Annotated in this window: 27 protein-coding genes, 1 other RNA gene and 1 pseudogene; 16 read left to right on the top strand and 13 right to left on the bottom strand. The window is 67.1% G+C overall.

Annotated features, from left to right (window positions below; translation table 11 throughout):
* Positions 1–11 precede the first annotated feature (11 nt).
* A complete protein-coding gene (locus tag BJF87_RS21480) occupies positions 12–968 on the bottom strand; it encodes an alpha/beta fold hydrolase (protein WP_035750980.1) in 957 nt (318 codons plus the stop codon).
* A 67-nt stretch (positions 969–1,035) separates the two neighbouring features.
* Between BJF87_RS21480 and BJF87_RS21475 the strand changes: the two genes are divergently transcribed.
* From BJF87_RS21475 to BJF87_RS21455, 5 genes and pseudogenes are all read left to right on the top strand, one after another.
* On the top strand, positions 1,036–1,479 hold the full coding sequence (locus tag BJF87_RS21475) for a MarR family winged helix-turn-helix transcriptional regulator (RefSeq protein WP_035750982.1): 444 nt from the start codon (positions 1,036–1,038) through the stop codon (positions 1,477–1,479).
* Between the two features lie 154 nt (positions 1,480–1,633).
* A pseudogene (locus BJF87_RS21470) lies at positions 1,634–3,513 on the top strand (propionyl-CoA synthetase).
* 14 nt (positions 3,514–3,527) lie between these two features.
* A complete protein-coding gene (locus BJF87_RS21465) occupies positions 3,528–4,010 on the top strand; it encodes a DUF6790 family protein (RefSeq protein WP_006357499.1) in 483 nt (160 codons plus the stop codon).
* Between the two features lie 15 nt (positions 4,011–4,025).
* Positions 4,026–4,490 carry a fluoride efflux transporter CrcB gene (gene crcB / locus BJF87_RS21460; protein ID WP_035750987.1) on the top strand — a complete coding sequence of 155 codons (465 nt, stop codon included), beginning with the start codon at positions 4,026–4,028 and terminating at the stop codon, positions 4,488–4,490.
* Complete coding sequence (locus BJF87_RS21455) at positions 4,475–4,855, top strand: CrcB family protein (RefSeq protein WP_006357501.1); 381 nt, start codon at positions 4,475–4,477, stop codon at positions 4,853–4,855. The genes crcB and BJF87_RS21455 overlap by 16 nt, the downstream gene beginning before the upstream one ends.
* 78 nt (positions 4,856–4,933) lie before the next feature.
* Here the strand turns inward: BJF87_RS21455 and BJF87_RS21450 are convergent, their stop codons facing one another.
* A complete protein-coding gene (locus BJF87_RS21450) occupies positions 4,934–6,157 on the bottom strand; it encodes an acyl-CoA dehydrogenase family protein (RefSeq protein ID WP_035750988.1) in 1,224 nt (407 codons plus the stop codon).
* A 26-nt stretch (positions 6,158–6,183) separates the two neighbouring features.
* The gene (locus BJF87_RS21445; RefSeq protein WP_035751332.1) at positions 6,184–7,551 is read right to left on the bottom strand and encodes an acyl-CoA dehydrogenase family protein; all 1,368 of its coding nucleotides are present in this window, start codon (positions 7,549–7,551) and stop codon (positions 6,184–6,186) included.
* Between the two features lie 161 nt (positions 7,552–7,712).
* On the opposite strand from BJF87_RS21445, the gene BJF87_RS21440 reads away from it, so the two are divergent.
* A complete protein-coding gene (locus tag BJF87_RS21440) occupies positions 7,713–8,171 on the top strand; it encodes a DUF2752 domain-containing protein (protein WP_035750990.1) in 459 nt (152 codons plus the stop codon).
* A gap of 18 nt (positions 8,172–8,189) precedes the next feature.
* Positions 8,190–8,849 (top strand): MBL fold metallo-hydrolase, encoded by a 660-nt coding sequence (locus BJF87_RS21435; protein ID WP_006357505.1) that lies wholly within the window; start codon positions 8,190–8,192, stop codon positions 8,847–8,849.
* A 48-nt stretch (positions 8,850–8,897) separates the two neighbouring features.
* Here BJF87_RS21435 and hisN read toward each other — a convergent pair whose 3' ends face one another.
* Positions 8,898–9,728, bottom strand: a complete 831-nt coding sequence (gene hisN, locus BJF87_RS21430) for a histidinol-phosphatase (RefSeq protein ID WP_006357506.1) — start codon at positions 9,726–9,728, stop codon at positions 8,898–8,900.
* Positions 9,729–9,747: 19 nt separating this feature from the next.
* Here hisN and BJF87_RS21425 point away from each other — a divergent pair, with 19 nt between their 5' ends.
* The 7 genes from BJF87_RS21425 to smpB all read left to right on the top strand — a co-directional run bounded on the left by BJF87_RS21425 (position 9,748) and on the right by smpB (position 15,094).
* A complete protein-coding gene (locus BJF87_RS21425; protein WP_035750992.1) occupies positions 9,748–10,149 on the top strand; it encodes a hypothetical protein in 402 nt (133 codons plus the stop codon).
* Positions 10,150–10,227: 78 nt separating this feature from the next.
* The gene (gene prfB / locus BJF87_RS21420; protein ID WP_035751333.1) at positions 10,228–11,343 is read left to right on the top strand and encodes a peptide chain release factor 2; all 1,116 of its coding nucleotides are present in this window, start codon (positions 10,228–10,230) and stop codon (positions 11,341–11,343) included.
* Positions 11,340–12,305 carry a mechanosensitive ion channel family protein gene (locus BJF87_RS21415; protein ID WP_006357509.1) on the top strand — a complete coding sequence of 322 codons (966 nt, stop codon included), beginning with the start codon at positions 11,340–11,342 and terminating at the stop codon, positions 12,303–12,305. The genes prfB and BJF87_RS21415 overlap by 4 nt, the downstream gene beginning before the upstream one ends.
* Positions 12,305–12,790: a hypothetical protein gene (locus BJF87_RS21410; protein ID WP_006357510.1), complete on the top strand. Its 486-nt coding sequence runs from the start codon at positions 12,305–12,307 to the stop codon at positions 12,788–12,790. Before BJF87_RS21415 ends, BJF87_RS21410 begins: the two co-directional genes overlap by 1 nt.
* An 89-nt stretch (positions 12,791–12,879) precedes the next feature.
* Entirely contained in the window at positions 12,880–13,566 is a 687-nt protein-coding gene (gene ftsE, locus BJF87_RS21405; protein WP_006357511.1) for a cell division ATP-binding protein FtsE, read from the top strand.
* 55 nt (positions 13,567–13,621) lie between these two features.
* The gene (gene ftsX, locus BJF87_RS21400) at positions 13,622–14,530 is read left to right on the top strand and encodes a permease-like cell division protein FtsX (RefSeq protein ID WP_035750993.1); all 909 of its coding nucleotides are present in this window, start codon (positions 13,622–13,624) and stop codon (positions 14,528–14,530) included.
* Positions 14,531–14,617: 87 nt separating this feature from the next.
* The gene (gene smpB, locus BJF87_RS21395; protein ID WP_075863866.1) at positions 14,618–15,094 is read left to right on the top strand and encodes an SsrA-binding protein SmpB; all 477 of its coding nucleotides are present in this window, start codon (positions 14,618–14,620) and stop codon (positions 15,092–15,094) included.
* Between the two features lie 19 nt (positions 15,095–15,113).
* Here the strand turns inward: smpB and BJF87_RS21390 are convergent, their stop codons facing one another.
* The gene (locus BJF87_RS21390; protein WP_075863865.1) at positions 15,114–15,470 is read right to left on the bottom strand and encodes a hypothetical protein; all 357 of its coding nucleotides are present in this window, start codon (positions 15,468–15,470) and stop codon (positions 15,114–15,116) included.
* A gap of 130 nt (positions 15,471–15,600) precedes the next feature.
* Here BJF87_RS21390 and BJF87_RS21385 point away from each other — a divergent pair, with 130 nt between their 5' ends.
* Entirely contained in the window at positions 15,601–16,155 is a 555-nt protein-coding gene (locus tag BJF87_RS21385; protein WP_075863864.1) for a TetR/AcrR family transcriptional regulator, read from the top strand.
* A 62-nt stretch (positions 16,156–16,217) separates the two neighbouring features.
* Positions 16,218–16,593: a transfer-messenger RNA gene (gene ssrA / locus BJF87_RS21380) on the top strand.
* A gap of 53 nt (positions 16,594–16,646) precedes the next feature.
* On the opposite strand, the gene BJF87_RS26190 is transcribed toward ssrA, so the two are convergent.
* From BJF87_RS26190 to BJF87_RS21340, 8 genes are all read right to left on the bottom strand, one after another.
* Entirely contained in the window at positions 16,647–17,009 is a 363-nt protein-coding gene (locus BJF87_RS26190; protein WP_075863863.1) for a hypothetical protein, read from the bottom strand.
* Entirely contained in the window at positions 17,006–17,188 is a 183-nt protein-coding gene (locus tag BJF87_RS21370; protein WP_075863862.1) for a hypothetical protein, read from the bottom strand. The genes BJF87_RS26190 and BJF87_RS21370 overlap by 4 nt, the downstream gene beginning before the upstream one ends.
* 111 nt (positions 17,189–17,299) lie before the next feature.
* Complete coding sequence (locus BJF87_RS21365) at positions 17,300–18,175, bottom strand: metal ABC transporter permease (protein WP_075863861.1); 876 nt, start codon at positions 18,173–18,175, stop codon at positions 17,300–17,302.
* A complete protein-coding gene (locus tag BJF87_RS21360) occupies positions 18,172–18,945 on the bottom strand; it encodes a metal ABC transporter ATP-binding protein (RefSeq protein ID WP_075863860.1) in 774 nt (257 codons plus the stop codon). Before BJF87_RS21360 ends, BJF87_RS21365 begins: the two co-directional genes overlap by 4 nt.
* Positions 18,942–19,865 (bottom strand): metal ABC transporter substrate-binding protein, encoded by a 924-nt coding sequence (locus tag BJF87_RS21355; protein ID WP_075863859.1) that lies wholly within the window; start codon positions 19,863–19,865, stop codon positions 18,942–18,944. Before BJF87_RS21355 ends, BJF87_RS21360 begins: the two co-directional genes overlap by 4 nt.
* A 117-nt stretch (positions 19,866–19,982) precedes the next feature.
* Positions 19,983–21,125 (bottom strand): ABC transporter permease, encoded by a 1,143-nt coding sequence (locus BJF87_RS21350; protein WP_075863858.1) that lies wholly within the window; start codon positions 21,123–21,125, stop codon positions 19,983–19,985.
* On the bottom strand, positions 21,122–21,961 hold the full coding sequence (locus tag BJF87_RS21345; protein ID WP_075863857.1) for an ABC transporter ATP-binding protein: 840 nt from the start codon (positions 21,959–21,961) through the stop codon (positions 21,122–21,124). Before BJF87_RS21345 ends, BJF87_RS21350 begins: the two co-directional genes overlap by 4 nt.
* A gap of 18 nt (positions 21,962–21,979) precedes the next feature.
* The gene (locus tag BJF87_RS21340; RefSeq protein ID WP_075863856.1) at positions 21,980–23,221 is read right to left on the bottom strand and encodes a CaiB/BaiF CoA-transferase family protein; all 1,242 of its coding nucleotides are present in this window, start codon (positions 23,219–23,221) and stop codon (positions 21,980–21,982) included.
* Between the last annotated feature and the right edge of the window lie 85 nt (positions 23,222–23,306).

Here is a 23,306-nt window from a genome sequence, read left to right as displayed (position 1 = left end):
TGAGGCACGTCTCAGGGAGATCGTCGGGCATCCGATCCTGGTGGTGGAGACCGCAAGATCCTGTGCTGATTCCCTTCGACACGCTCCTCCGCAGGTTCGACCGCGTCGAGCAGCGCGGTGATGATCTCGTCCGCGGGCTCGAGCGGCAGCGTGTGATGAGTTCCGCTGGGCAGCATCACGGTCCGCGCATCGGGTAAGTACTGCCGAACCCGAGCAGAGACGCGGGCCGAGTCATGTGCCCTGCTGTGTGGTGCGAACACCGCGGTGACGTTCTTGCCGCCGGCCAACCTCGAGAGCGCTTCTGATGAAGGGCGTTTGGGGACGATTGTCCGGCCGGTGGGGAAGCGTGCTCCGGCCCAGTACATCTCGATCCACGTGCGGTCGAGGGTGGCGTCGCGGGTCTCCCACGACAGGAATCGGCGCTGCCGCTCCGGGTTCGGGGCGAGGAGCGTCGGCAACGCGTGGGTGAGGTAGCCCAACCGCAGGCCCGCGAAGCACGTAGTCGGGTCGAGGAGGACGAGTCGCCGCACCCGCTCGTGGTTGATGCCGGTCGCGTAGGCCAGGGCGATCATCGCGCCGTATGAGTGGCCCACCAGATCAACGGTTTCGACGTCGAGGGCATCCAATGTCGCGTCCAGCCAGGACAACAGTTCGTCGGCGGTGCGCGGCCGGCCGGGTCCTGGGCGAGAGCGGCCGGCGTCGCCGATGATGTCGACCGCAAGGACCCGACGCCTCTCCGCGAGACGTCCGGCCACGTTCACATACGACGCGGACGTGCCGCCGCCGCCCGGGAGCAGGACGATCGCCGCCTCCGGTGCGGCGCCGTAGCTGTTGACGCGAGTCACTCCGTAACCGGTCTCGATGTCGATCGGGCGAGCGCCTCCGCGGGCGATGAGTGCGTCGTAGGCGGCGAAGAACCCAGCGCCGTCGGGGGAGTCGGCGAATTCCTGCAGTGACGGTCGTGCCATGCGTGCCTCCCATGTATCTCGATTATCGAGAGATTAGATCATCGAGCGAATGTCGTAAAGTGATTGCGTGGCATACGACGACCTGGTCCACCGCCTGCGGTCCCTGACCGTCGAGCTGGAGTTGCTCGGGTCCGAGTTTGCGGCGCGAAACGTCCTGCACGCCACCGATGTGCGTGCCCTCATCGCCCTGCTCGACCGCTCGAGGGCCGAGGAGGTCGCGACCCCAGGCTGGCTCGCCGGTCACCTCGGGCTCAACTCCGCGTCGACGACCGCGTTGATCGATCGGCTGGAGGGCCGCGGTCTCGTCTCGCGAGCACGCGACGAATCCGACCGTCGACGGGTCACGCTGCACGTCACCGAGCAGGCCCGGGAGATGGGGTGGGCGTTTTTCGGGCCGCTCATCGACCGAGTTCGTGCCGTCGCCGACGGCTTCTCGGCGGCTGACCTCGACACCGTCAGGTCCTTCCTCGACCAGGTCACCGACGCGGTGGGGGAGTTGCGGCAGATCTGATCGAGCACCGCGGGCAACCGTTCGTCGCGTCCGGGCTACCGATCGGCGCAGGTCACGAGAACTGATTCGGTGTCGGGCGTCACACCGATACGCTCTAGGGGCGGCGTGACACGTGTGGGTGTCCTGCCATGCGCGTGAGGACGAAAGGATGGCCATGGGCCGGTACAGCGAGGCATTCACCCAGGCGGTCAGCGACCGCGAAGGCTTTTGGCTCGAGGCCGCCAAAGCCGTCGACTGGACCACCGAGCCCGCACTCGCTCTCGACGACTCCGCCGCGCCGTTCTACCGCTGGTTTCCCGGCGCGGAGCTGAACACCTCGTACAACGCCCTCGACCGCCACGTCGCAGCCGGTCAGGGGGACCGCACCGCACTCATCTGGGACTCGGCGATGGTCGGCGAGGTCCGCCGCTACACCTACGCCGAACTGCTCGACGAGGTGTCGCGTTTCGCGGGCGTGCTCGCCGCCCGTGGCATCACCGCCGGCGACCGCGTCGTCATCTACATGCCGATGATCCCGGAGGCCGCGATCGCGATGCTGGCCTGCGCGCGGATCGGTGCCGTCCACTCGGTGGTCTTCGGCGGCTTCGCCGCACCCGAGCTCGCCACCCGCATCGACGACGCCGAACCGGTCGCGATCGTCACGGCATCCGGTGGACTGGAGCCCGGCCGTGCGGTCGAGTACCTGCCGATGGTCGCGAAGGCGATCGAGCTGGCCACGAGCGCCCCGCAGACCGTCATCGTCAAGGACCGTCCCGAGATCAGCGGTTCCGCAGCCGATCACGACGGCTGGCTGGACTGGGATGCCGCGATGGGCGACGCACAGGCCGCCGACCCGGTGCCCGTCGCCGCCACCGATCCGCTCTACATCCTCTACACCTCCGGCACGACCGGTAAGCCCAAGGGCGTGGTCCGCGACAACGGGGGCCATGCCGTCGCGCTGACCTGGTCGATGAAGAACATCTATGACATCTCCGCGGGTGACGTGTGGTGGACGGCCTCCGACGTCGGCTGGGTCGTCGGCCACTCCTACATCGTCTACGCGCCGCTGCTCGTCGGTGCGACGACCGTGATGTACGAGGGCAAGCCGGTCGGAACCCCGGACGCCGGCGCGTTCTGGCGGGTCATCGCCGACCACGGCGTGAAGGCACTCTTCACCGCGCCGACCGCGATCCGCGCCGTGCGCAAGGCCGACCCGAATGCCGCGGAACTGCCGAAGTACGACGTGTCGACCCTGCAGACGCTGTTCGCCGCAGGCGAGAGACTCGACCCCGACACGTTCACCTGGCGTCGGAGACCCTCTGCGTCCCGGTCGTCGACCATTGGTGGCAGACCGAGACCGGCTGGGCGATCGCGGCGAATCTCCGTGGCCTGGAACCGATGCCGATCAAGGCGGGTTCGCCCACCGTGCCGGTACCCGGATATGCGGTGGGCGTTGTCGATGCCGAGGGCAAGCCGGTGTCCGCCGGCGAAGAGGGCAGCATCGTCATCGAGCTGCCGCTCCCTCCGGGCACGCTCGCCGGCCTGTGGCGCGACGAGGAGCGTTACCGCAAGTCCTACCTGGCCGCCTTCGAGGGCTACTACCTGACCGGCGACTCCGGCTACGTCGACGCCGACGGCTACGTGTTCGTCCTCGGGCGCTCTGACGACGTGATCAACGTTGCCGGACACCGACTTTCGACCGGAAGTATCGAGGCCGTGGTGGCGTCGCATCCGGCCGTCGCCGAATGCGCGGTCATCGGCATCCACGACGACCTCAAGGGGCAGCGCCCCAGTGGTTACGTGGTGCTCAAGTCGGGAGTCGACATCGACGCCGACACGCTGCGCAGCGAGTTGGTGGCCAAGGTGCGCAACGAGATCGGCGCGGTCGCGACCTTCCGTGACGTCACCGTGGTTCCCGCTCTGCCCAAGACGCGGTCGGGCAAGATCCTGCGCAAGACGATGCGCCAGATCGCCGATCACGAGGAGTACACGGTGCCGTCGACCATCGAGGACCCGGATGTACTGACCGCGCTGGCCGAACAGTTGAAGGGCTGAGGAGGCCCGACGCTGTGCGTGACCGAGTCCTCCGTACCGCGATAGCCGTCGTCCCGTTCGTCGGGCTCGTCGGCACGATCGTCATGACCGTGATCGATCTGCTGTCACCGGGAGGTGACCTCGGCCGGGATCTGCTCGAGAACTCGGTGCTGTGGATGATCGGCGTACAGGGTTGGATGACCGGCTGCGGACACATGTTCTTCGGCGAGCCGATCGCGGAGTCGATCGGCTGGCCGTCGAAGACGCCGTGGCAGTGGGAGGTCGGGCTCGCGAGTCTAGCGACCGGCGTCCTGGGTGTGATCGCATCGGGGTTCGACGACGAGTTCACCCTGGCCACGATCATCGCATTCTCCGTGTTCTACCTGGGCGCCGCGGTCGGGCACGTGCGGGAGATGGTGACCAGGCGAAACTTCAAGCCGGGCAATGCCGGACCGATCTTCTTCTTCGATGTCCTGGTACCGGTCTACCTGGTCGTGTTGTACACGGTCGTCACCTAGCGCAGACTGGGTCGCGTGCATGTGGACAAGCACGGCGAACTCCCCGTCGACCCCGACGAACGTCCGCTGCACCTGCGCGTGCACGCCCTGGTGTGGGTGTTCGCGGGCGGACTGATCGGTACGGGTGTGCGGTACTGGGCGGAGGAGACGTTTCCCACCGTCGAGGGACACTGGCCTTGGGCGACCTTCGCGGTCAACATCATCGGTGCTTTCATTCTCGGTGCGCTGCTGGAACTGCTTGCCCGGTTGGGGCATGACGAGGGATGGCGACAGCGGGTGAGGTTGTTCGGTGGCACCGGAATCTGTGGGGCGCTGACGACCTACAGCACCTTCGCCCTGGAGATCTCGGAACTGACCCGAGCCTCGGCGGTCGCGACGGCACTCGCGTACGCAGCGGTCAGCGTCGTCCTCGGCCTGCTGGCGGCAGCCGGTGGCATCACGCTCGCCTCGAGATCAGCGACCCGATGGGCACGACGTTGATCGCGCTGGCCGTCATGGTGGCGGGAGCTCTGGGCGCGGTGATGCGCTTCGTCGTCGACGGCGCGGTCAAGTGGAAGTGGCCGACCATCACGCCGTGGGGCACCTTCGTCATCAACGTGAGCGGCTCGGCGCTGCTCGGCGTACTCGCCGGACTCGTGCTCTTCCGCGGTGCGCCACACGAGCTGCAGGCGGTCATCGGGACCGGATTCTGCGGCGGCTACACCACTTTCAGCACCGCCAGCTTCGAGGTCGTCCGGCTGGCGGAGAACAGGCAGCGATTGGTCGCCGGCGCGTACGCCCTCGTGACCCTGCTCGCTTCGGTGGCGGCGTGCGCGGCGGGATTGGCCTTGGTCTGGGCGGTCTGAGACAGACGCGCCGCTACACCGATTCGGCCCCGCACCTCGATGGGAGGTCGCGGGGCCGAATGCGCTTGTCTCAGAAACTCACTTGAGCTCGGCGCTGCTCTTGTTGAGCACGCGGCGGGCGATGATGAGGTTCTGGATCTGCTGGGTGCCCTCGAAGATGTCCAGGATCTTGGAGTCGCGCGCCCACTTCTCCACCAGAAGGCGCTCCGAGTAGCCGAGGGTGCCGGTCAGCTCGACCACCTTGTTGGTGATGTCGGTGACGGTGCGTCCGGCCTTGGCCTTCGACATCGACGCCTCGGTCGAGTTCGGCTGCTTGTTGTCGGCCATCCACGCGGCGCGCATGGTGTGCAGGTAGGCGGCCTCGAAATCGGCTTCCATGCGCAGGAACTCGGCGGCCGCGGCGTGCTGGTCGGCGGCCGGACGGTCGTAGTCGACCTCGACCCCGGCCTCGTCGAGGATACGGCGCAGCTCCTCGAGTGCCGCACGCGCGACACCGACGGCCATACCCGCGACGAGGGGGCGCGTGTTGTCGAAGGTCTGCATGACCCCGCCGAACCCCTTCTTGGTGTCGACCTCGGGGGAGCCGAGCAGGTTCTCCTTGGGGATGCGGCAGTTCTCGAAGCGGATGACCGCGGTGTCGGAGACGCGGATGCCCAGCTTGTGTTCCAGGCGAACGACTTCCACGCCGGGGTGCTCACGCGGGACCACGAAGCTCTTGATGGCGGCACGGCCGAGGCTCTTGTCGACGGTCGCCCACACGACGATGTGGGTGGCACGCGAGCCGGCGGTCACGAAGATCTTCTCGCCGTTGATGATGTACTCGTCGCCGTCGAGCGTCGCGGTGGTGCTCACCGCGGCCGAGTCGGAGCCGAAGCTGGGTTCGGTGATGGCCATCGCGGCCCACACCTTGCCGAACTGCTCGAGCTGCTCGTCGGTGGCGACCGCGGCGATCGCCGAGTTGCCCAGGCCCTGATAGGGAATGGACAGCATGAGTCCCACGTCGCCCCACGAGGTCTCCATGACGTTCACGACGGACTGCATGTTGCCGCCGTTGACGACCTGGCCCTCGGCCTTGGGCTTGGCCTTCTTCTGCTGGCTGCGGCCGCCGTCGGCACCCGCGCCGGCCTGCCCGGTCTCCGAGAGGCCGTCGTACAGGCTGGCCAGGGTGTCGAGCTCGACCGGGTAATCGTGTTCGCGCAGATCGTATTTGCGCGAAATGGGCCGGAAGATCTCCGCCGCCGCCTGATGTGCCTGATCGATGGTGACGTGCAGCTTCTTCGGGAGTTCGAGATTGATGCTCATGTCAGATTCCTTGGGTCACAAGCGGTCTAGAGGACGACGATGCCTTCGCCGATACCGGCGCCACGCAGGTCGCGGTACCAGCGCTCGACCGGGTGCTCCTTGGTGAAGCCGTGGCCGCCGAGGAGCTGGACGCCGTCGAGGCCGATCTGCAGCCCCTTGTCGATGGTGAGCTTGCGAGCGAGGGCCGTTTCACGGGCGAAGCTCAGGCCCTGCTCGGCGCGGGCGGCCCCGCGCAGCGTGACGAGTCGGATCGAATCGACCTCGGTGGCCATGTTCGCGACCATGAACGCCACCGCCTGGCGGTTGGAGATCGGCTCGCCGAACGCCTCGCGCTCGTTGACATAGGGGATGACGTAGTCGAGGACGGCACGCGCGGTACCGGCAGCGAGTGCCGACCAGCCCAGGCGCGACAGGCGCACGACGTCGCGGTATGCGGCGTGGGCGGCGTCGCCCTCGCCGGCGAGCAGCGCCGACTCCGGGACGGCGACATCCTGCAGGAGCAGGCGACCCATTCCGGCGGCGCGGACGCCCATGCCGGGATCGGCTTCGACGATGAGGCCCTTGGAGTCCGACTCGACGAGGAACAGTGCGGGCTTGCCGTCGAGCTGCGCGCCGACGACGAACAGCTCCGATGACCCCGCGGCGGGAACGAAGGACTTCACACCGTTCAGGCGGTAGCCACTGGGAACGCGGGTTGCCTTGGTGCTCAACGCGAATGCGTCGAACAGCGGCTTCGGCTCGGCGATGACGACAGCCGACTGCGGCACGTTCTCGCCGGCGAAGTCGGGCAGGTAGGTGCGCTGCTGGGAGTCGGTGCCGAAGTTGGTGAGGGTGGTGGCGACGCCGCTCGGTGCGAGCAGCGGGAGAGCCAGACCCATGTCGCCGTAGGCCATCGCCTCGGCGACGAGTGCGTTGGTGACCACGCCGCGCTCGGTGGCCGCGCCGTCGAAATCCTCGGGCACGTTGATCATCGTGATGCCCAGCTCGGCCGAGCGCTTCACGATGTCCTCGGGCGCGGTGGCCGCGGCGTCGGCGTCGTACGCGGCGGGGCGCAGGATCTCGGTGGCGAAGTCCTTCACCGTCTCCGCGATCATCTGCTGCTCGTCGTCGGGCGTGAGGTTGAAGTAGTCCTTGGGCGCGGTGGTCAGACGCTTGGCGTCACCCGAACCGCCCTGGACGGACTTGAACGCGCGGTTCGCCGCGCCGAGGGTCTGGAACCCGGTCTTGGTGGCCTGGTAGGCCACGCGGTTGATGGGCTCGCGGATCTTGTATTTCTCGGCGAACTCCGAACCCGTCACCGTCGAGAGCACCCGCATCGCGGTGCCGATGAAGTTGCGGGGATGTGGGTTTCGGCCGACTGCGGAGGTGTCGCGCGGTTCGGTGTGAGTTGTCATGATCACCAGCCGTTTCTTCCAGTCGCCCCGGTCAGGGGCCTCTGCACAGGACTTTGCGGACCGATCTTACTCGGTAGTAAGTCCAGACCTTACTCCGTAGTAAGAAGTTTGTCACCTACTTCTCCGACACCGTCGTACGGCCTGCGCGCTAGGCTGGCCGGGTGACCGTGCAAGCCCGCTCCGACCTGCGCTTATCGTCGAGCGGCGCACTGGGCGCGGCGGTCGTCGGACTCGCCGGCGCCGCTGCTGTCGGAGCCGCCTGCGTGTTCACGCCTGCCGGGATCGCCGATGGTCCGGGAATCTGCCCGTTCGCGATGATGACGGGCCTGCCGTGCCCGGGGTGTGGACTCACCCGCAGCTGGGTGGCCTTCATGCACGGCGACGTCGGGGCGTCGTTCCGCTTCAACGTCTTCGGTCCGATCCTGCTCGTCCTGACGGTCGTCACCGTTTTCGTCGCGGTCGCAACCCTGGTGCGGCGGAGGAGGTCTCCGCTCGAGGGCTGGCGCGACGTCGTGCTGGGTCGTGCGGGCGCCGTCCTCCTGGGGACGTGGTTGACCTACGGACTGGTGCGCGTGGTCGACGCCGCGGCGGGGTGGGGGATCTTCCCGATCGTGGTGTGAAGAAGGCAGAGTGGACGTATGCAGATCACCCACTTCGGCCACTCCTGTCTGCTCGTCGAGATCGACGGGACCAAGGTGCTCTTCGATCCGGGCAACTTCTCGCACGGCTTCGAGGGCATCAACGGTCTCGACGCCATCCTCATCACCCACCAGCACCCCGACCATTGCGACGTCGCGAAGCTGCCCGACCTCGTCGCTGCCAACCCCGACGCCGTCCTCTACGCCGACCCGCAGACCACCGCGCAGCTCAACGGCGACAACGTGGCCGGCGCCTGGACCGCGGCGCGCGGTGGCCACCAGATCGAGATCGGTTCGCTCACCGCACGATTCACCGGCGGCCGGCACGCGGTCATCCACCCGGAGATCCCGGTCATCGACAACGTCGCCTACATCCTGGGCACCGCCGAGAAGCCGGGACAGTTCATGCATCCGGGCGACTCGTTTTACATCCCCTTCGAGCAGGTCGACGTCCTCGCGTTGCCGTCGGCCGCGCCGTGGATGAAGCTCAGCGAATCGGTCGACTACCTCCGCGCGATGGCGCCGCGGGTCGCCGTGCCGATCCACCAGGCGGTCTTGTCCGACGCCGGGTCCGCCGTCCACTATGCGCGGCTGGCCGACATGAAGGACGAGGCGACCGAGTTCAAGGTGCTCGACGAGGAAGCCGGTACCGAACTGTAGGTCGGCTCACCGGCCCTGCGTGGCTCGTCGCTTATCGCTCCTCGCACGTCAGGGAGCGGATGGGCTGAGCGCGGCGAGCACCTCGTCGTGGAGGAGTCCGTTGCTGGCGACGGCGCTGCCACCGGCGGGGCCGGGGGTCCCGTCGAGTGCGGTGAACTTGCCGCCCGCCTCGCGGACGAGGATGTCGAGGGGGGCGAGGTCCCAGAGGGAGACCTCGGGTTCGGCGGCGATGTCGACCGCGCCCTCGGCGACGAGGCAGTAGTTGAAGAAGTCGCCGTAGCCGCGAACGCGCCAGACCTGGTCGGTGAGGTCGACGAAGCGGTCGCGGATGCCGCGGTCGGCCCAGCCCGACAGGCTCGAGAAGGCCAGGCTCGACGAGGAGAGGTCGCCGACTCCGGACACCGAGAGTTCGCGGGCGTCCTCGCCGTCGAAGCAGGTGTGGGCGCCGAGCCCCGTGGCGGCCCACCAGCGCCGGCGCAGGGCTGGGGCGGACACCACGCCGACGGTGGGCACACCGTCGACGAGCAGGGCGATCAGCGTGGCCCAGACCGGGACGCCGCGCACGAAGTTCTTGGTGCCGTCGATGGGGTCGATGACCCACTGACGGCCGGACAGGGTGGCGTCCCCGCCGAACTCCTCACCGAGAACCATGTCGGCGGGCCGGCGGGCGGCGAGCCGTTCGCGGATGAGTGTCTCGCAGGCGAGGTCGGCGTCGGAGACGGGCGTGAGGTCGGGCTTGTCGTCGACGCGGAGGTCGACCGCCCCGAACCGGTCCGTGGTCAGCGCGTCGGCGGAGTCGGCGAGCGACAGCGCGAGTTCGAGGTCGTCGTCGTAGCTCTGTGAGGTGCTGGGGTTTCTCGGACCGGAGTCGGCGGACATGCCCGGTAGGGTAGCCCTCATGCTGCTCACCGTGACGTTCACCCTGTTGCTGGCTGCACTGGTGGTGGTGCTGGTCCTGCAGTGGCAGCGGGGACGCAATCCGCGGGCCATGTCCGCAGGGAAGGCCTCGCAGTACGTGCAGGGCACGCTGACGATCGTCGGCGTCTCCGACAACCAGTCCGATCCGCAGAGCGCCGCCGACAAGAACGGGCAGCGTTTCCACACCATCACCGGAACCATCGTCGGACCCGAGACCAACCCGACCGAGGTGTACGGAACCCTCGTGCTCGGACCCGACGATCCGTGGCCGCAGGTGGGTGACGACCTGCCGGTGATCTACAAGCCGAACAAGGCGGTGACGTCCTGGCAGTTCGGCGTCCTGCCCGATCCGCAGCCGCCCGCGGGACCCGGCGGCTTCTGAACCGCGGGACCCGGCGGCTTCTGAACTGCGGGGCCTGACGCTGTCTGACCCGGCCCGCGGCCGGTACTCTGGATGATTGTGCATCCCGACGTGACCGCAGACCTCGAATCCCTCGACGCCACCTTGACCACCGTGGAAAAGGTGCTCGACCTCGAGGAGCTCCGCCGTCGCATCGACGAGCTGGAGATGCAGGCCTCGGATCCGGACCTGTGGAGCGACCAGGACCACGCGCAGAAGGTCACCAGCGAGCTGTCGCACGCACAGTCCGAACTGCGCAAGGTCTCCGAGCTTCGCCAGCGCCTCGACGATCTGCCCGTGCACTACGAGCTCGCCGAGTCCGAGGAGGGTGAGGACAGGGCCGCGGCCCTGGCCGACGCAGACCAGGAGCGGGCCGGCCTGCGCGCCGACATCGAGGCCATGGAGGTCAAGACGATGCTCGCGGGTGAGTACGACTCCCGCGAGGCCGTGGTCAACATCCGTTCCGGCGCCGGTGGCGTCGACGCCGCCGACTGGGCGCAGATGCTGATGCGCATGTACATCCGCTGGGCCGAACAGAAGGGCTACGGCGTCGAGGTCTACGACACCTCTTATGCCGAAGAAGCCGGACTCAAATCCGCCACCTTCGCCGTGAAGGCGCCCTACATGTACGGCACCCTGTCCGTGGAGCAGGGCACCCACCGCCTCGTACGGATCAGCCCCTTCGACAACCAGAGTCGCCGTCAGACCTCGTTCGCCGAGGTCGAGGTGCTGCCGGTGGTCGAGACCACCGACCACATCGACGTCGACGAGAACGACATCAAGGTCGACGTCTACCGCTCATCGGGCCCCGGTGGTCAGTCGGTCAACACCACCGACTCCGCGGTGCGCCTGACGCACATCCCGACCGGCATCGTCGTGACCTGTCAGAACGAGAAGAGTCAGCTGCAGAACAAGGCGTCGGCGATGCGCGTGCTGCAGGCCAAGCTCCTCGAGCGCAAGCGTCAGGAGGAGCGCGCCGAACTCGACGCCCTCAAGGGCGACGGCGGCTCGAGCTGGGGTAACCAGATGCGTTCCTACGTGCTGCACCCGTACCAGATGGTCAAGGACCTGCGAACCGGCGTGGAGGACAACAACCCGACCGCGGTCCTCGACGGCGAGCTGGACAAGTTCATCGAGGCCGGTATCCGCTGGCGTATGGCGTCCGCCGAGGCGTGATCGTGCAGCCCGGACTCGAGCTGCTGGCCGCTGCGCCGTCCCCGACCGAACTCCTCATCGGTCGGGTTTATGTCTGGCTGGCCACCAGCGGCCTCGAGATCGTCATCTGGATTCTCGGGGCCGTGCTGCTGGCCCGCGTCATCCGATGGTTTGCCGGCAAATATGCCGCTCGGGTGGAGACGAGGTTCTCCACCAGCGACCTGATCGTGCAGACCGAGGACGCCAAACACCGACGGGCGCTGGTCGACGTGGTGGCGTGGACGCTGATCGTGGGCATCGCCATCGTCGTCGTCATCCATATCCTGGGAGTGTTCGGGATCCCGCTCAGCGGCCTCACCGGCCCGACCGCGGTCATCGGCGCGGCCCTCGGTTTCGGCGCGCAGCGCATCGTGCAGGACATCCTGGCCGGCTTCTTCGTCGTCGCCGAGAAGCAATACGGTTACGGCGACGTCGTGAACCTGACGGTGACCGGCAACGCCCCGGCCGAGGGAACCGTCGAGGACGTGACCTTGCGGGTGACCAAGCTTCGCACCACCGAGGGTGAGGTCATCACCGTCCCCAACGGCCAGATCATCAAGGCCACCAACCTGTCGAAGGACTGGGCGCGCGCCGTCGTCGACGTGCCGGTGCCGTCCGAGGCCGACATCGGGCTCGTCAACGACACCCTAGACCGGGTCGGGCACCAGTTCTACGAGCTGCCGCGCTGGCACGACATACTACTCGACGCGCCGTCGTCGCTGGGCGTGATCAACCTCGAACTCGACTCCATCACCGTGCGCATGGTGACGCGGACCCTACCGGGCAAGCAGTTCGAGGTGGGCCGTGCGCTGCGTGTTCACATCATCCGGGCCCTCGCCCGCGAGGGGATCATGGTGCCTGCCGGGCGTGAGGTCCAGGCCGCGGGCGGACCGCCGGCGACCCTGGCCGATCAGACCGGTCGCGACCGGGACGAGGACGAGTGATGGCCGGGTCCCAGGAGAATCAGTCCGACCAGTCGGGGTCGGGTGGCCAGGACGACGGTCGTCGTCGGCGCAGCTTTCGATGGGATCAGCACATCGGACGGACGTCGATCCGCATCAGCACCGCGATCCTCCTCGTGGTTTTCATCCTCTGTTGTGTCCTCTACGGCTACACCTCGCAGCGCTACGGCATCGTCTCGCCGGAACCGCCGCGGCCCGCGCCGAGGACATCGCAGGTCGTCGAGGAGCCCACCTACGAGGAGCCGTTGCCGTCGACGACCTACGAGGAGTCCACCTCGAAGACGCCGTCGGGGTCGACGACCGGTGAGCCGGGGGTCGAGGGCGGGACCGACGCGCCGCTGCCGCCGGGGGAGACCCGGTCCCCGTCACAGCAGTCCGCCCCGCGCAACACCATCCCCGGTCTGCCGGGCGTCGAGATCCCGAATTTCGGCGCCCCGACGCCGACCACTCCGGTTCCGACACGCTGACGCCTGCGCAACCGCAGGTCAGTGCCTTCTTCGATGCAGTGCGTCGCGCCTGAACGGACTCTCAGGCGTCGTCGTTACACTGGCTCATCGTGATCAAGCTGGAGAACGTCACGATGCAGTACAAGGCATCCTCTCGGCCGGCTCTGAAGGATTTGAGCTTCGAGGTCGACAAGGGGGAGTTCGCGTTCCTGATCGGGCCGTCCGGCTCGGGCAAGTCGACGTTCTTCCGGCTGCTGCTCAAGGAGGACCGTCCCACGAGCGGCGACGTGTACCTCGGTGAGTTCCATGTCAACAAGATGCCGGCCCGTTCGGTACCGAAGCTACGACAGTCCATCGGCTGTGTCTTCCAGGACTTCCGGCTGCTCCAGAAGAAGACGGTCGCCGAGAACGTCGCCTTCGCGCTCGAGGTGATCGGCCGGCCGAAGTCGACGATCCAGCGTGTCGTGCCCGAGGTGCTCGAGTACGTCGGTCTCGAGGGCAAGCACGACCGCATGCCCAACGAGCTGTCCGGTGGCGAGATGCAGCGTGTGGCCATCGCCCGCGCGATCGTCAACCGCCCGCTCGTGTTGCTGGCCGACGAGCCGACCGGAAACCTCGATCCCGAGACCAGCGAGGAGATCGTCGACGTCCTCGACCGCGTCAACCGTCGGGGCACCACGGTGGTCATGGCCACCCACGACCGGCACATCGTCGACGCGATGCGCCGCCGCGTCCTCGAATTCGACAACGGGCAGCTCGTGCGCAACGACCCGCAGGGTGTGTACGGAATCGGCTGACGGCTCAGCCCACTTCCGACACACAACAACGACCCCCAAGGACGTCTGAGCAAGCATGCGAGCGAATTTCATCATCAGCGAGGTTCTCAACGGACTGCGCCGCAACGCGACCATGACCATCGCGATGATCATCACCACGGCGATCACGCTGGGAATGTTCGGCGGCGGTCTGTTGGTGATCCAGATGGCCGACAAGAGCCAGAAGATCTTCCTCGACCGGGTCGAGATGGAGTTCTACCTCAATCCCGAAGTCACCGAGCGCGATCCGCAGTGTGAAGCCGATCCGTGTGCTCAGCTGCGACGGGGACTCGAGAACGAATCGGGCGTCACCTCGGTGACCTACCTCGACAAGGACGAGGCCTACAAGCGCGCGAAGGAGATCTTCGCGAACAACCCCGACCTCGCCGAGAACATCGTCGAGGGCACGCTTCCGGCGTCGCTGCGGGTGCGGGTCTCCGATCCCGCCCAGTTCGATGCGGTGCTCACCGAGTACGCGGGCCGAAAAGACCTGGGCGTGGACGCATTCAAGGACGACCGCAAACTGGTGCAACGCATCTTCAGTGTGCTCGACGGGGTGCGCAACGCGACGTTCGCGATCGCCTCGGTGCTCGCGGTCGCGGCGATCCTGTTGATCATCAACACCGTCCAGATCGCGGCGTTCACCAGACGCACCGAGGTGTCGATCATGCGCCTGGTGGGCGCGACGCGGTGGTACACGCAGTTGCCGTTCCTGTTGGAGGCGGTGGTGTCCGCCCTTGCGGGTGCGTTGCTGGCAATCGGTGGACTGCTGCTGGCGAAGAAGTTCTTCTTCGACACCGCGCTGAAGGAGCTCTACGGCGTCAGCTTCTTCGCCCGCATCGAGCTCACGGACGTCTTGTTCGTGGCGCCGTGGTTGATTCTCGGCGGAATCGTGTTGGCGGGCGCAACGGCTTATGTCACCCTTCGTGTGTACGTCCGGGAATGAGCGGACCCGCCGCCGGCGTTCCACACAGGCTTGACTACGGTCTATTCGACCCTGCCAACCGTCGATCCACGAGGAGGTGAGTGCTCGATGCCCAGGGAAAAGGGACGCAACGTGATTGCGTCGAACCGCAAGGCGCGGCACAACTACACCATCCTCGACGTCTACGAGGCCGGCATCGTCCTCGTCGGAACCGAGGTGAAGAGCCTGCGCGCCGGTAAGGCGTCACTCGTGGATGCGTTCGCCACGATCGACGACGGCGAGGTCTGGCTGCACGCCCTGCACATCGCCGAGTACGGCCAGGGCTCGTGGACCAACCACTCGGTTCGACGCAAGCGGAAGCTGCTGATGCATCGGCGCGAGATAGACAACCTGATCGGCAAGATCCGCGACGGCAACCTCACGCTCGTGCCGCTGTCGATGTACTTCAGCGATGGACGCGTGAAGGTCGAGCTGGCGCTGGCCCGCGGTAAGCAGGCCCACGACAAGCGTCACGACATCGCCAAGCGGACCGCGCAGCGTGAGGTTGAGCGTGAGGTCGGCCGGCGCGTGAAGGGAATGGGTTGACCGACCGGGCCGTGACGGCTCAGGCGGCCTTGTACAGGCGGGTGCCCTCGGTGGGTTCGGGCGTCACCGTATGTCCTTTCCGCCGGTAGGTACGCTCGTACCGCTCGACCTGCGCGCGGTAAAGGGGAGGCGTCATCGGGTCCGTGTACACCCGGACGTCGCCACCTCGTTGACTCTCGGCGGCCTGCGCCAGCTGGAGACGAAACGCTGCGACCGCGAGTACGAACAGTACGACCATCGCAGTCCCGGACGGCCACGCGGAACCGCCGAACTGGCCGGCGAGAGTCAAGAGAAACACCCCCATGCTGACGAACCCGAGCAGCAGGATCAGGTAGCCGATGAACCCGTGGGACTTCGGCTGGGTAGTGGTGCGCATTCATCCTCCTCGAAACGATCGATACATCCTATGTAGCGCTACGCTCACTGTAGCGCTACACGATGTGTAGCACCTGAGTGCTCCGTGCTATTCCTGATGCATCGATTACGGCGACGAAGGGTGTCTGCAGGTGCCTGCTGACAGCGGCTCGAAGATCATCACGGCTGCGCTGGAACTGCTGCGCGCGAAAGGTCCGGCCGGTGTGACGATCGAGGCGGTCGCGGCACATTCCGGCGTCGCGCGCACGACCATCTACCGGCGGTATCGGAACCGGGACGAGATGTTGACCGCGGCGCTCGTCGCCGTGGGGACGCCGCCGGCCATCGACGAGGAGCTGTCGGGGGAGCACCGGCTCCGCTGGGTGGTCCGGCAAGCGGCATCGATGGTGTCGGACGGTATCGGGTTCGGTGGGATGGCGGCGCTGCTCACCGACGCCGACCCCGCGTTCACCGAGATCTTCCGCACGGCGCTGGCGAAGCACCGAGCTGATCTCGCGGCCGTCGTCGACGACGGCAAGCGTCGTGGCCTCGTCGGACCGACTGTGGACCCCGACACCCTGATCGACGGCATCGTCGGGACGCTTGTGGCGGAGAAGGCGAGGTCAGGGCGTGTCAGTGACGACTGGGAGGACCGCGTCGTCGAGATGTACGCCCCCATCGTGCTCGTGCGGTCGAAACGGGAATGAAGTCCGCTGTCCGACTTGTTAGACTTAAGTGCTCGCCGACTTCGGTCGGTGGGTACCTCCTCGGGGCTGATCGGTTTCGACTACGTGCGTCGAGGTAGGGGAAGCGTGTCGGTGCAGGCTGGAGACCACCGTATAAGCGTCGCAGCAACCAATTAAGCGCCGATTCCAATCAGCGCGACTACGCCCTCGCTGCCTAAGTAGCGACGGCTAGTCTGTCGGCCCGGATTGTGCTCCCGAATCCGGATGCCGGCATCATCTCAGGGGGCTCACCGTCCTCGCCGGTCGCGGGCGAGGTCGGAAAATCAAACAGCGACTGGGATCGTCATCTCGGCTTGTTCGCGTGACCGAGAGATCCAAGTAGAGACATAGCGGACTGCACACGGAGAAGCCCTACCAACACGACGGAGGACCCGGGTTCAATTCCCGGCAGCTCCACGGCAGAGCGCCCCACCTGTTCGCAGGTGGGGCGCTTTGCGTTGGGGCCCGATCGGTCAGCTGGGCTGGGATTGCTGCCCGGCCGACGGCTGCGGGCTTGGCGTCTGGCCGCCCGGTGCATCTGTCGAAGCGCCACCCGGTTGCTGACCGCGCGGTCCCTGGAAGTCCGGACGTCCTTGGCCATTCGGGCCGGGCATTCCGTTCCCGTCGGGTCCGCCGCGGAAGCGCGGGGGCGGGCCGCCGTGACCGTCCATGCGGTGCCAGTCGCCGCCGTGGCGCGAGACCCCGACGGGGTGGTGGTCCGAGGTCGTGTCGCCGGTGATGTATCCGGCGCCGAAGCCGAGTGCGCCGGCGATGATCGCCACACCCAGACCGCCGGCGACGAGGATCGGTGTCTTCGACTTGGCCGCGGTGATCATCGGGGAATCAGCGGTTGCGGGGGCTGCCGGAGTAGATGGGGCAGGGGCGTCTCGGACATCCGCTCGGTCGGCTGGTCGTCGGCGGGCGTGACCGGGGTCGTCGCCGCGTCTTCATGGGCATCGGGAGCGCGACCCGGTTCGGGCGCCTCGGGCGTCGGGTTGTTCGGCGTTGTGTTCATGGCTCTCTCCTTCAAGGAAAAACCGGGTTCTTCCCGGGAAGTGAACGCCATGATGCGCACGCTGTCTGGAGCGACGCTGTTGCTTACCTGTACATCTGCTGGGAACGGTCCTCAGGCCGCGGCCGCGTCGGCCAGGGCGTTCTCGCGGTGACGACGGCGCTTGCTGATGACGCCGTGGGTCGGGCTGAACAGGAAGACGACCAGGAACAGGATCCCCTGCACCAGAACGACCATCCCGCCGGGCGAGGTGTCCTGGTAGTAGGACACGTACAGGCCGATCACACCGCACAGAGCCGAGGTGGTCGGCGCGATGACGAGCATCCGGGTGAAGCGGTTGGTGAGCAACTGCGCGGTGGCGCCGGGGATGATCAGCATCGCCACGACGAGCACGATGCCGACGACCTGCAGCGCGGTCACGGCCGTGAGAGCCAGCAGGGCGAGAAGTGCCGCGCCCAACAGCCTCGGGCTGAGGCCGATCGCGAAGGCATGTGTCGGGTCGAACGCGTAAAGGGTGAAGTCGCGACGCTTGAGCAGCAGGATCACCGCGACAATGGCACCGAGGATGGCGATCTGGATCAGGTCGGACGTCGAGACGCCGAGCAGGTTGCCGAAAATGATGTGGTTCAGGTCTGTCTGGCTCGGCGTCACCGAGATCAGAACCAGGCCAAGTGCGAACAGCGTCGTGAAGACGATGCCGATCGCGGCGTCCTCCTTCACCCGGCCGCCGTCGCGGACCGCGCCGATCATCGCCACCGAGAGGAACCCGAAGACGACCGCCCCGATGGCGAAGGGGATTCCGACGATGTAGGCGAGCACGACACCCGGCAGCACCGCGTGCGAGACGGCGTCACCCATGAGTGACCAGCCGATGAGCACCAGCCAGCACGACAACAGCGCGCACACCACCGATGCGATCAACGTGGCCCACAGCGCCCGGGTCATGAAGGCGTAGGCGAACGGGTCGAGGAGGTGGTCGACGATGCTCATGACGCCTCCTCCTGCCGGTCGCGGGGAGTCTGTTCGGTTCGGTCCAGTGGGTCGAGTCCGAACGCGCGGATCAGATTGTCGGTGGTGATGACCTCGGTCGGATCGCCCTGTGCGACGACCCGGCGCATCAGCAGGATCGCCTCGTCGGCGAGGGTCGGCAGGACCGCGAGGTCGTGCGTGGAGACCAGGATCGTCACGCCGGAGTCGGCGAGCTCGCGCAGCAACGCGGTGATCGTGGCCTCGGTGCGTTTGTCGACGCCGGCGAACGGCTCGTCGAGAAGCAGGATCGAGGCCTCCTGTGCGATGCCGCGGGCCACGAAGGCGCGCTTGCGCTGGCCGCCGGAGAGCTGGCCGATCTGGCGGTCGGCGTACTCGGTGAGCTCGACGCGGGCGAGAGCCTCGTCGACGGCGTCGTGGTCGGCACGCTTGGGTCGTCGGGTGAAGCCGAGATGGCCGTAGCGACCGGTCATCACGACGTCGCGCACCGACAGCGGGAACGACCAGTCGATGACCTCGGACTGCGGAACGTATCCGACGAGGCCGGACTTACGGGCAGCTGTCGGGTTCTTGCCGGCGAGCGTGACCGAGCCGGTGGTCGGGGTGACCGATCCGACGATGGTCTTGAACAGCGTCGACTTTCCCGATCCGTTCATGCCGACGAGCGCGCAGACGCGGCCGGTCGGAACGCGTACGGAGGCGTGATCGAGTGCGAGGATTCGGCCGTAGCGCACGGTGACGTCGTCGACCTCGATGGCGTGCGAGGTGATCATCGGTTGTCTCCCGTCAGTCCCGACACGATGGTCCGGGCGTCGTGTCGGATCAGATCGAGGTAGGTGGGCACCGGGCCGTCGGCCTCGGAGAGGGAGTCGACGTACAGCGTTCCGCCGAAGCGGGCGTCGGTCGCTCCGACGACCTGCTGCATCGCGGCGTCGGACACCGTCGACTCGCAGAACACCGCCGGCACCCGGTTCTTGCGGACGAAGTCGATGGCCGCGGCGACCTGCTGCGGGGTGGCCTGCTGCTCGGCGTTGACCGGCCAGATGTAGCGCTCGGTGAGTCCGGCATCGCGCGCGAGATAGGAGAAGGCGCCCTCGCAGGTGACCAGCGCGCGTTCGTTGGGCGGCAGATCGTCCAGCGCGGAGACGAGGTCGGTCTGCACCTGCTGCAGCTGCTTCTTGTACGACGCGCCGTTGGCCGCGAAGATCTCGGCACCTTCGGGGTCGAGGTCGGTGAACGCCTCGACCAGGTTGTCGACGTAGATGCCGACGTTCACCGGAGACATCCACGCATGCGGATTCGGTTTGCCCGCATAGGCATCCGAGGCGATGTCGATCGGGTCGACGCCTTTGCTCGCGACGATGTGCTCGACGTCGAGCCCATCGACGAACTGTCCGAACCAGGCCTCGAGGTTGAGTCCGTTGTCGACGACGAGCGATGCGGTCGCGGTGCGTCGCACATCGCCCGGAGTCGGTTCGTAACCGTGGATCTCGGCACCGGGTTTGGTGATCGACTCGACGCGCAGGCGGTCGCCCGCGACGTTCGACGCGATGTCGGCGAGCACGGTGAAGGTCGTCAGAACCACCTTCTCGTCGGGGAGTCGGCTGGACAGTGTGCAGCCCGAGATGACCGTGCACAGGACAGCGACCAGCGCCTCGGCGGACAGTAGTCGACGCGCGCACACCTTGGGCATGCCGACACTATAGTTTCGGGCGGCCGAACTTTCCAGCCGAGGGTGGCCGAAAGTCTGCGAGAAGGCACTGTCCCCGCGACCACGGGTGCTACCCGGCCGGCGGAATAGTCTTGGCGCTCAGGCGATCCGGACCCCGCGTGCCAGTTTCCCCGCGGGGACTCGTAGTCGTCGTGCGGCCACCCAGAATCCGATGCCTCCGAGGGCGAAGTAGAACGTGAGTCCGAAGTACCACGAGTCACCGACCTTCGACGTCTCGTGTGCCGTCTCGCGGACGCTGTAATCGGCCGGGTCGACAGCTGGGTAGGTGTACGTCGTGTCCGAGCAATACCTCGAGCCGATGTAGGGGCCCGCGCGCACCGCGGAGAAGACCTGCGAGATCTCCGACGCGACGCTGGATGCTGCCTCGCGGTCGAGAGGGTCGCGCTGAGGGGCGGCGGCATCGGCGACGATGAAGAACGGGTTGGGTGCCAACAGCCACCAGATGTGTTCGTGATGGTGGAACTCGCGGTCCTCGCGGACCTCACGACACGTCGACGTCGGGGGCTGCGGAGGGTTGTCGACGAACGTCGTGTTCGGCCGGATGACCGTATGCGTCTGTGTCGTTGCCGGGAAAAGCAGACCGAAGACGATGGGTAGACCCAGGATGAGGAACAGCACGCTCGCCTGGGTGAGGACCGCCGACCCTGCGGGCCGCGTCGTCATCGCGGAGAAACCGAGTCCGATGCCCGCATAGCAGGCGAAGAGGACGATCAGCACCGTCACGCCCGCGAGACCGTGTGCGACTCCATTGGGCGACTCGACGATGCCCCAGATGACATATGGGGCCGCGACTCCCACGAAAGCCAGGCTCGCCAGCCAGCTTCCGATCAATTTTCCCAGTGCCAGCTGCGAATTCGTGATGGACGTGGCTTGGACGACGGCCAGCGTGGCGTCCTTGCGATCGCCGTTGATCGTCGTCGCGGCCAACGTCGGAGCGACGATGATGCCGAGAAACAGCAGAAACCCGACGAGGATCTCGTACAGAGCCGATGACCACCCCCGGTACGTGCCGCCGAATGCGACCACCGACAAGTACAGGGATCCCAGCACGACCAGGGATACCACCGCGAATGCGGTCGCGAGAATGGCCTTCCACCGGGTCGTGCGCAGTCGTTGGCGTAGTTCGAGTTCGACGATGACCCAGACCATCCGCCACCAGGTGGTGAATGCGGTCGTGCGGGTCTCGGGTCGAGTCGGCTGTTCGAGAAGGGGGGTCGTCATCGGCGCTCCGGGTCCAGGGCCAGATAGGCATCTTCGATACCGCTCGAGGTGGGTGCGAACTCCGCGACCGCGGCCCCGGAGCGGATCAACTCGCGCAGATATCCCGCGGCCGCGGGCTCGTCATCGAAATGCCGTTGCTCGGCGTCGGACATCGACTGGCCGGCGAGCCTGATGCGCCACACGTGGCCCGCGGCCGGTGGCGGTCGGTGAGTACGTCCGCCGGTCATGAGGACCACGTCGTCGACCATCTCGTCGAGTTCGGAAAGGATGTGGGACGACACCAGAACCGCGCACCCGTCATCGGCGAGTCGGCGGAGTTGGCTGCGTAGGTCCATCCGCGACCGCGGGTCCATGCCGGAGGCCGGTTCATCGAGGAGAAGGATTTGCGGGCTGTGGACCAGTGCCCGGGCAAAGCCGAGTCGCTGCTTCTGACCACGGGACAACTCGTGCGCCGGCCGGGCAGCGAACTCGCTCAGGTGGACCAGTTCGAGCAGTTCGTCGGCCCGCTGACGTGCCGAAGCCGTGCGCAAGCCGTACAGCCGGCCGAAAGTCGTCAGGATCTCGTGTGCGGTGAGGCTCTCCCACGTGCCGAAGACATCGGGCATCCAGCCGATGAGTCGCCGGGCGTCCTCGGGCGACGCCGGAGACCCGTCGATGACGATGGTGCCGTCGTCGGGTGCGAGGAGTCCGGCCAGTAGCAGGAGCAGCGTGGTCTTCCCGGCCCCGTTGGGGCCGACCAGTCCGCAGATCCGACCGGGGGTGAGTTCCAGGCCCGCGTCGGCGACAGCGAGGTGCCGGCCGAAGGTGCGTGAGAGCCCGGTCGCGACCAATGACATCCCCCGACCATAGTCGAGTCAGATGACCCCGCCCTCACGCAATTCGGTCAGGTCGGCCGACGACAGCCCCAGCATCTCGCCGTAGACGGCCTCGTTGTCGTACCCCGGCGTGGGCGGTCCGGCGTTGCGGATGCCGCCGGGCGTATCGCTGAACTGCGGGACGACCCCGGGTCCGAGGACGGTGCGCTGCGCACCTTCGTCATAGTGCTCGGCGATCATGCCGCGCGCCCGCAGGTGCGGGTCGGCGACCACCTCGGCGACCGTGTTGACCGGTCCCACAACGACTCCCGCGGCGCTCAGGACCTCGGTGAGTTTCTCGGCGGAGTACTGCTCCGACCATTCGCCGATCATCACATCGAGTTCGTCCTGGTTGCGACCGCGGGCGGTGTGGTCGGCGAACCGCTCGTCGGTGGCGAGTTCGGGCCGGCCCATCGCCTGGCAGAGGCGGGCGAACACCGAGTCCTGGTTGGCCGCGATGATGACGTGCGTGCCGTCGCTGGTGGGGTAGAGGTTCGACGGGGCAATGCCTTCGAGACGCGTACCCGATGGTCCGCGCACCACGCCGCCCGCGTCGTAATCGGCGATCGCCGACTCCTGCACGGCAACACAGGATTCGATGAGTGACGCGTCGACGACCTGTCCCTTGCCGGTGACCGTGCGGCGGTACAGGGCGGCCAGTGCGCCCTGCGCGGCGAACATGCCGGCGAGGGTGTCGCCTATCGAAAGTGCCAGTCGCGGAGGCAATTGCCCGGGGTAACCGTTGAGATGTCGCAGACCGCTTGCGGCTTCGGCGACAGACGCATAGCCGGCGCGCGTCGAGTCCGGTCCGGTCTGGCCGTAACCCGACACCCGCACGATGACGAGGCCGGGGTTGCGCTCCGACAACACGTCCGGGCCGATGCCGAGCCGTTCGAGGGTGCCGGGGCGGAAGTTCTCGATGACGATGTCGGCGCGATCGGCGAGCCGGAGGAAGATCTCGCGACCGCGGTCGGAGCGCAGGTCGAGGGTGATCGCTTTTTTGTTGCGGGCGTGGACTGTCCAGTAGAAGCGGTGGCCGTCGACCTCGGCCTGGCCCCAGGTGCGGATCGGGTCGGGCTTGCCCGGCGGCTCGATCTTGATGATGTCGGCGCCCATGTCGCCGAGGAGTCGGGCGGCATGTGGACCCGCGATCAGGGTGCCCAGCTCGAGCACGGTGACGCCCTCGAGCGGGCCCGCCGGGGCTCCTGCCCGGTTCGGCGCGGCAACGGTGTTGTCGGTCATGGGAGACAGTGTGGCCGGTCACAACTGCATCGCCAAGACGAAGGGTCGGGTTTTTTGGTTGGAACGAATCGATCCTTGCGTTCCA

The organism is Gordonia sp. CNJ-863 (assembly GCF_001942325.1).
Classification (GTDB): Bacteria; Actinomycetota; Actinomycetes; order Mycobacteriales; family Mycobacteriaceae; genus Gordonia; species Gordonia alkanivorans.
Note: the sequence above shows the minus strand (reverse complement) of the source record. Positions and strands in the feature narration are given on the sequence as shown.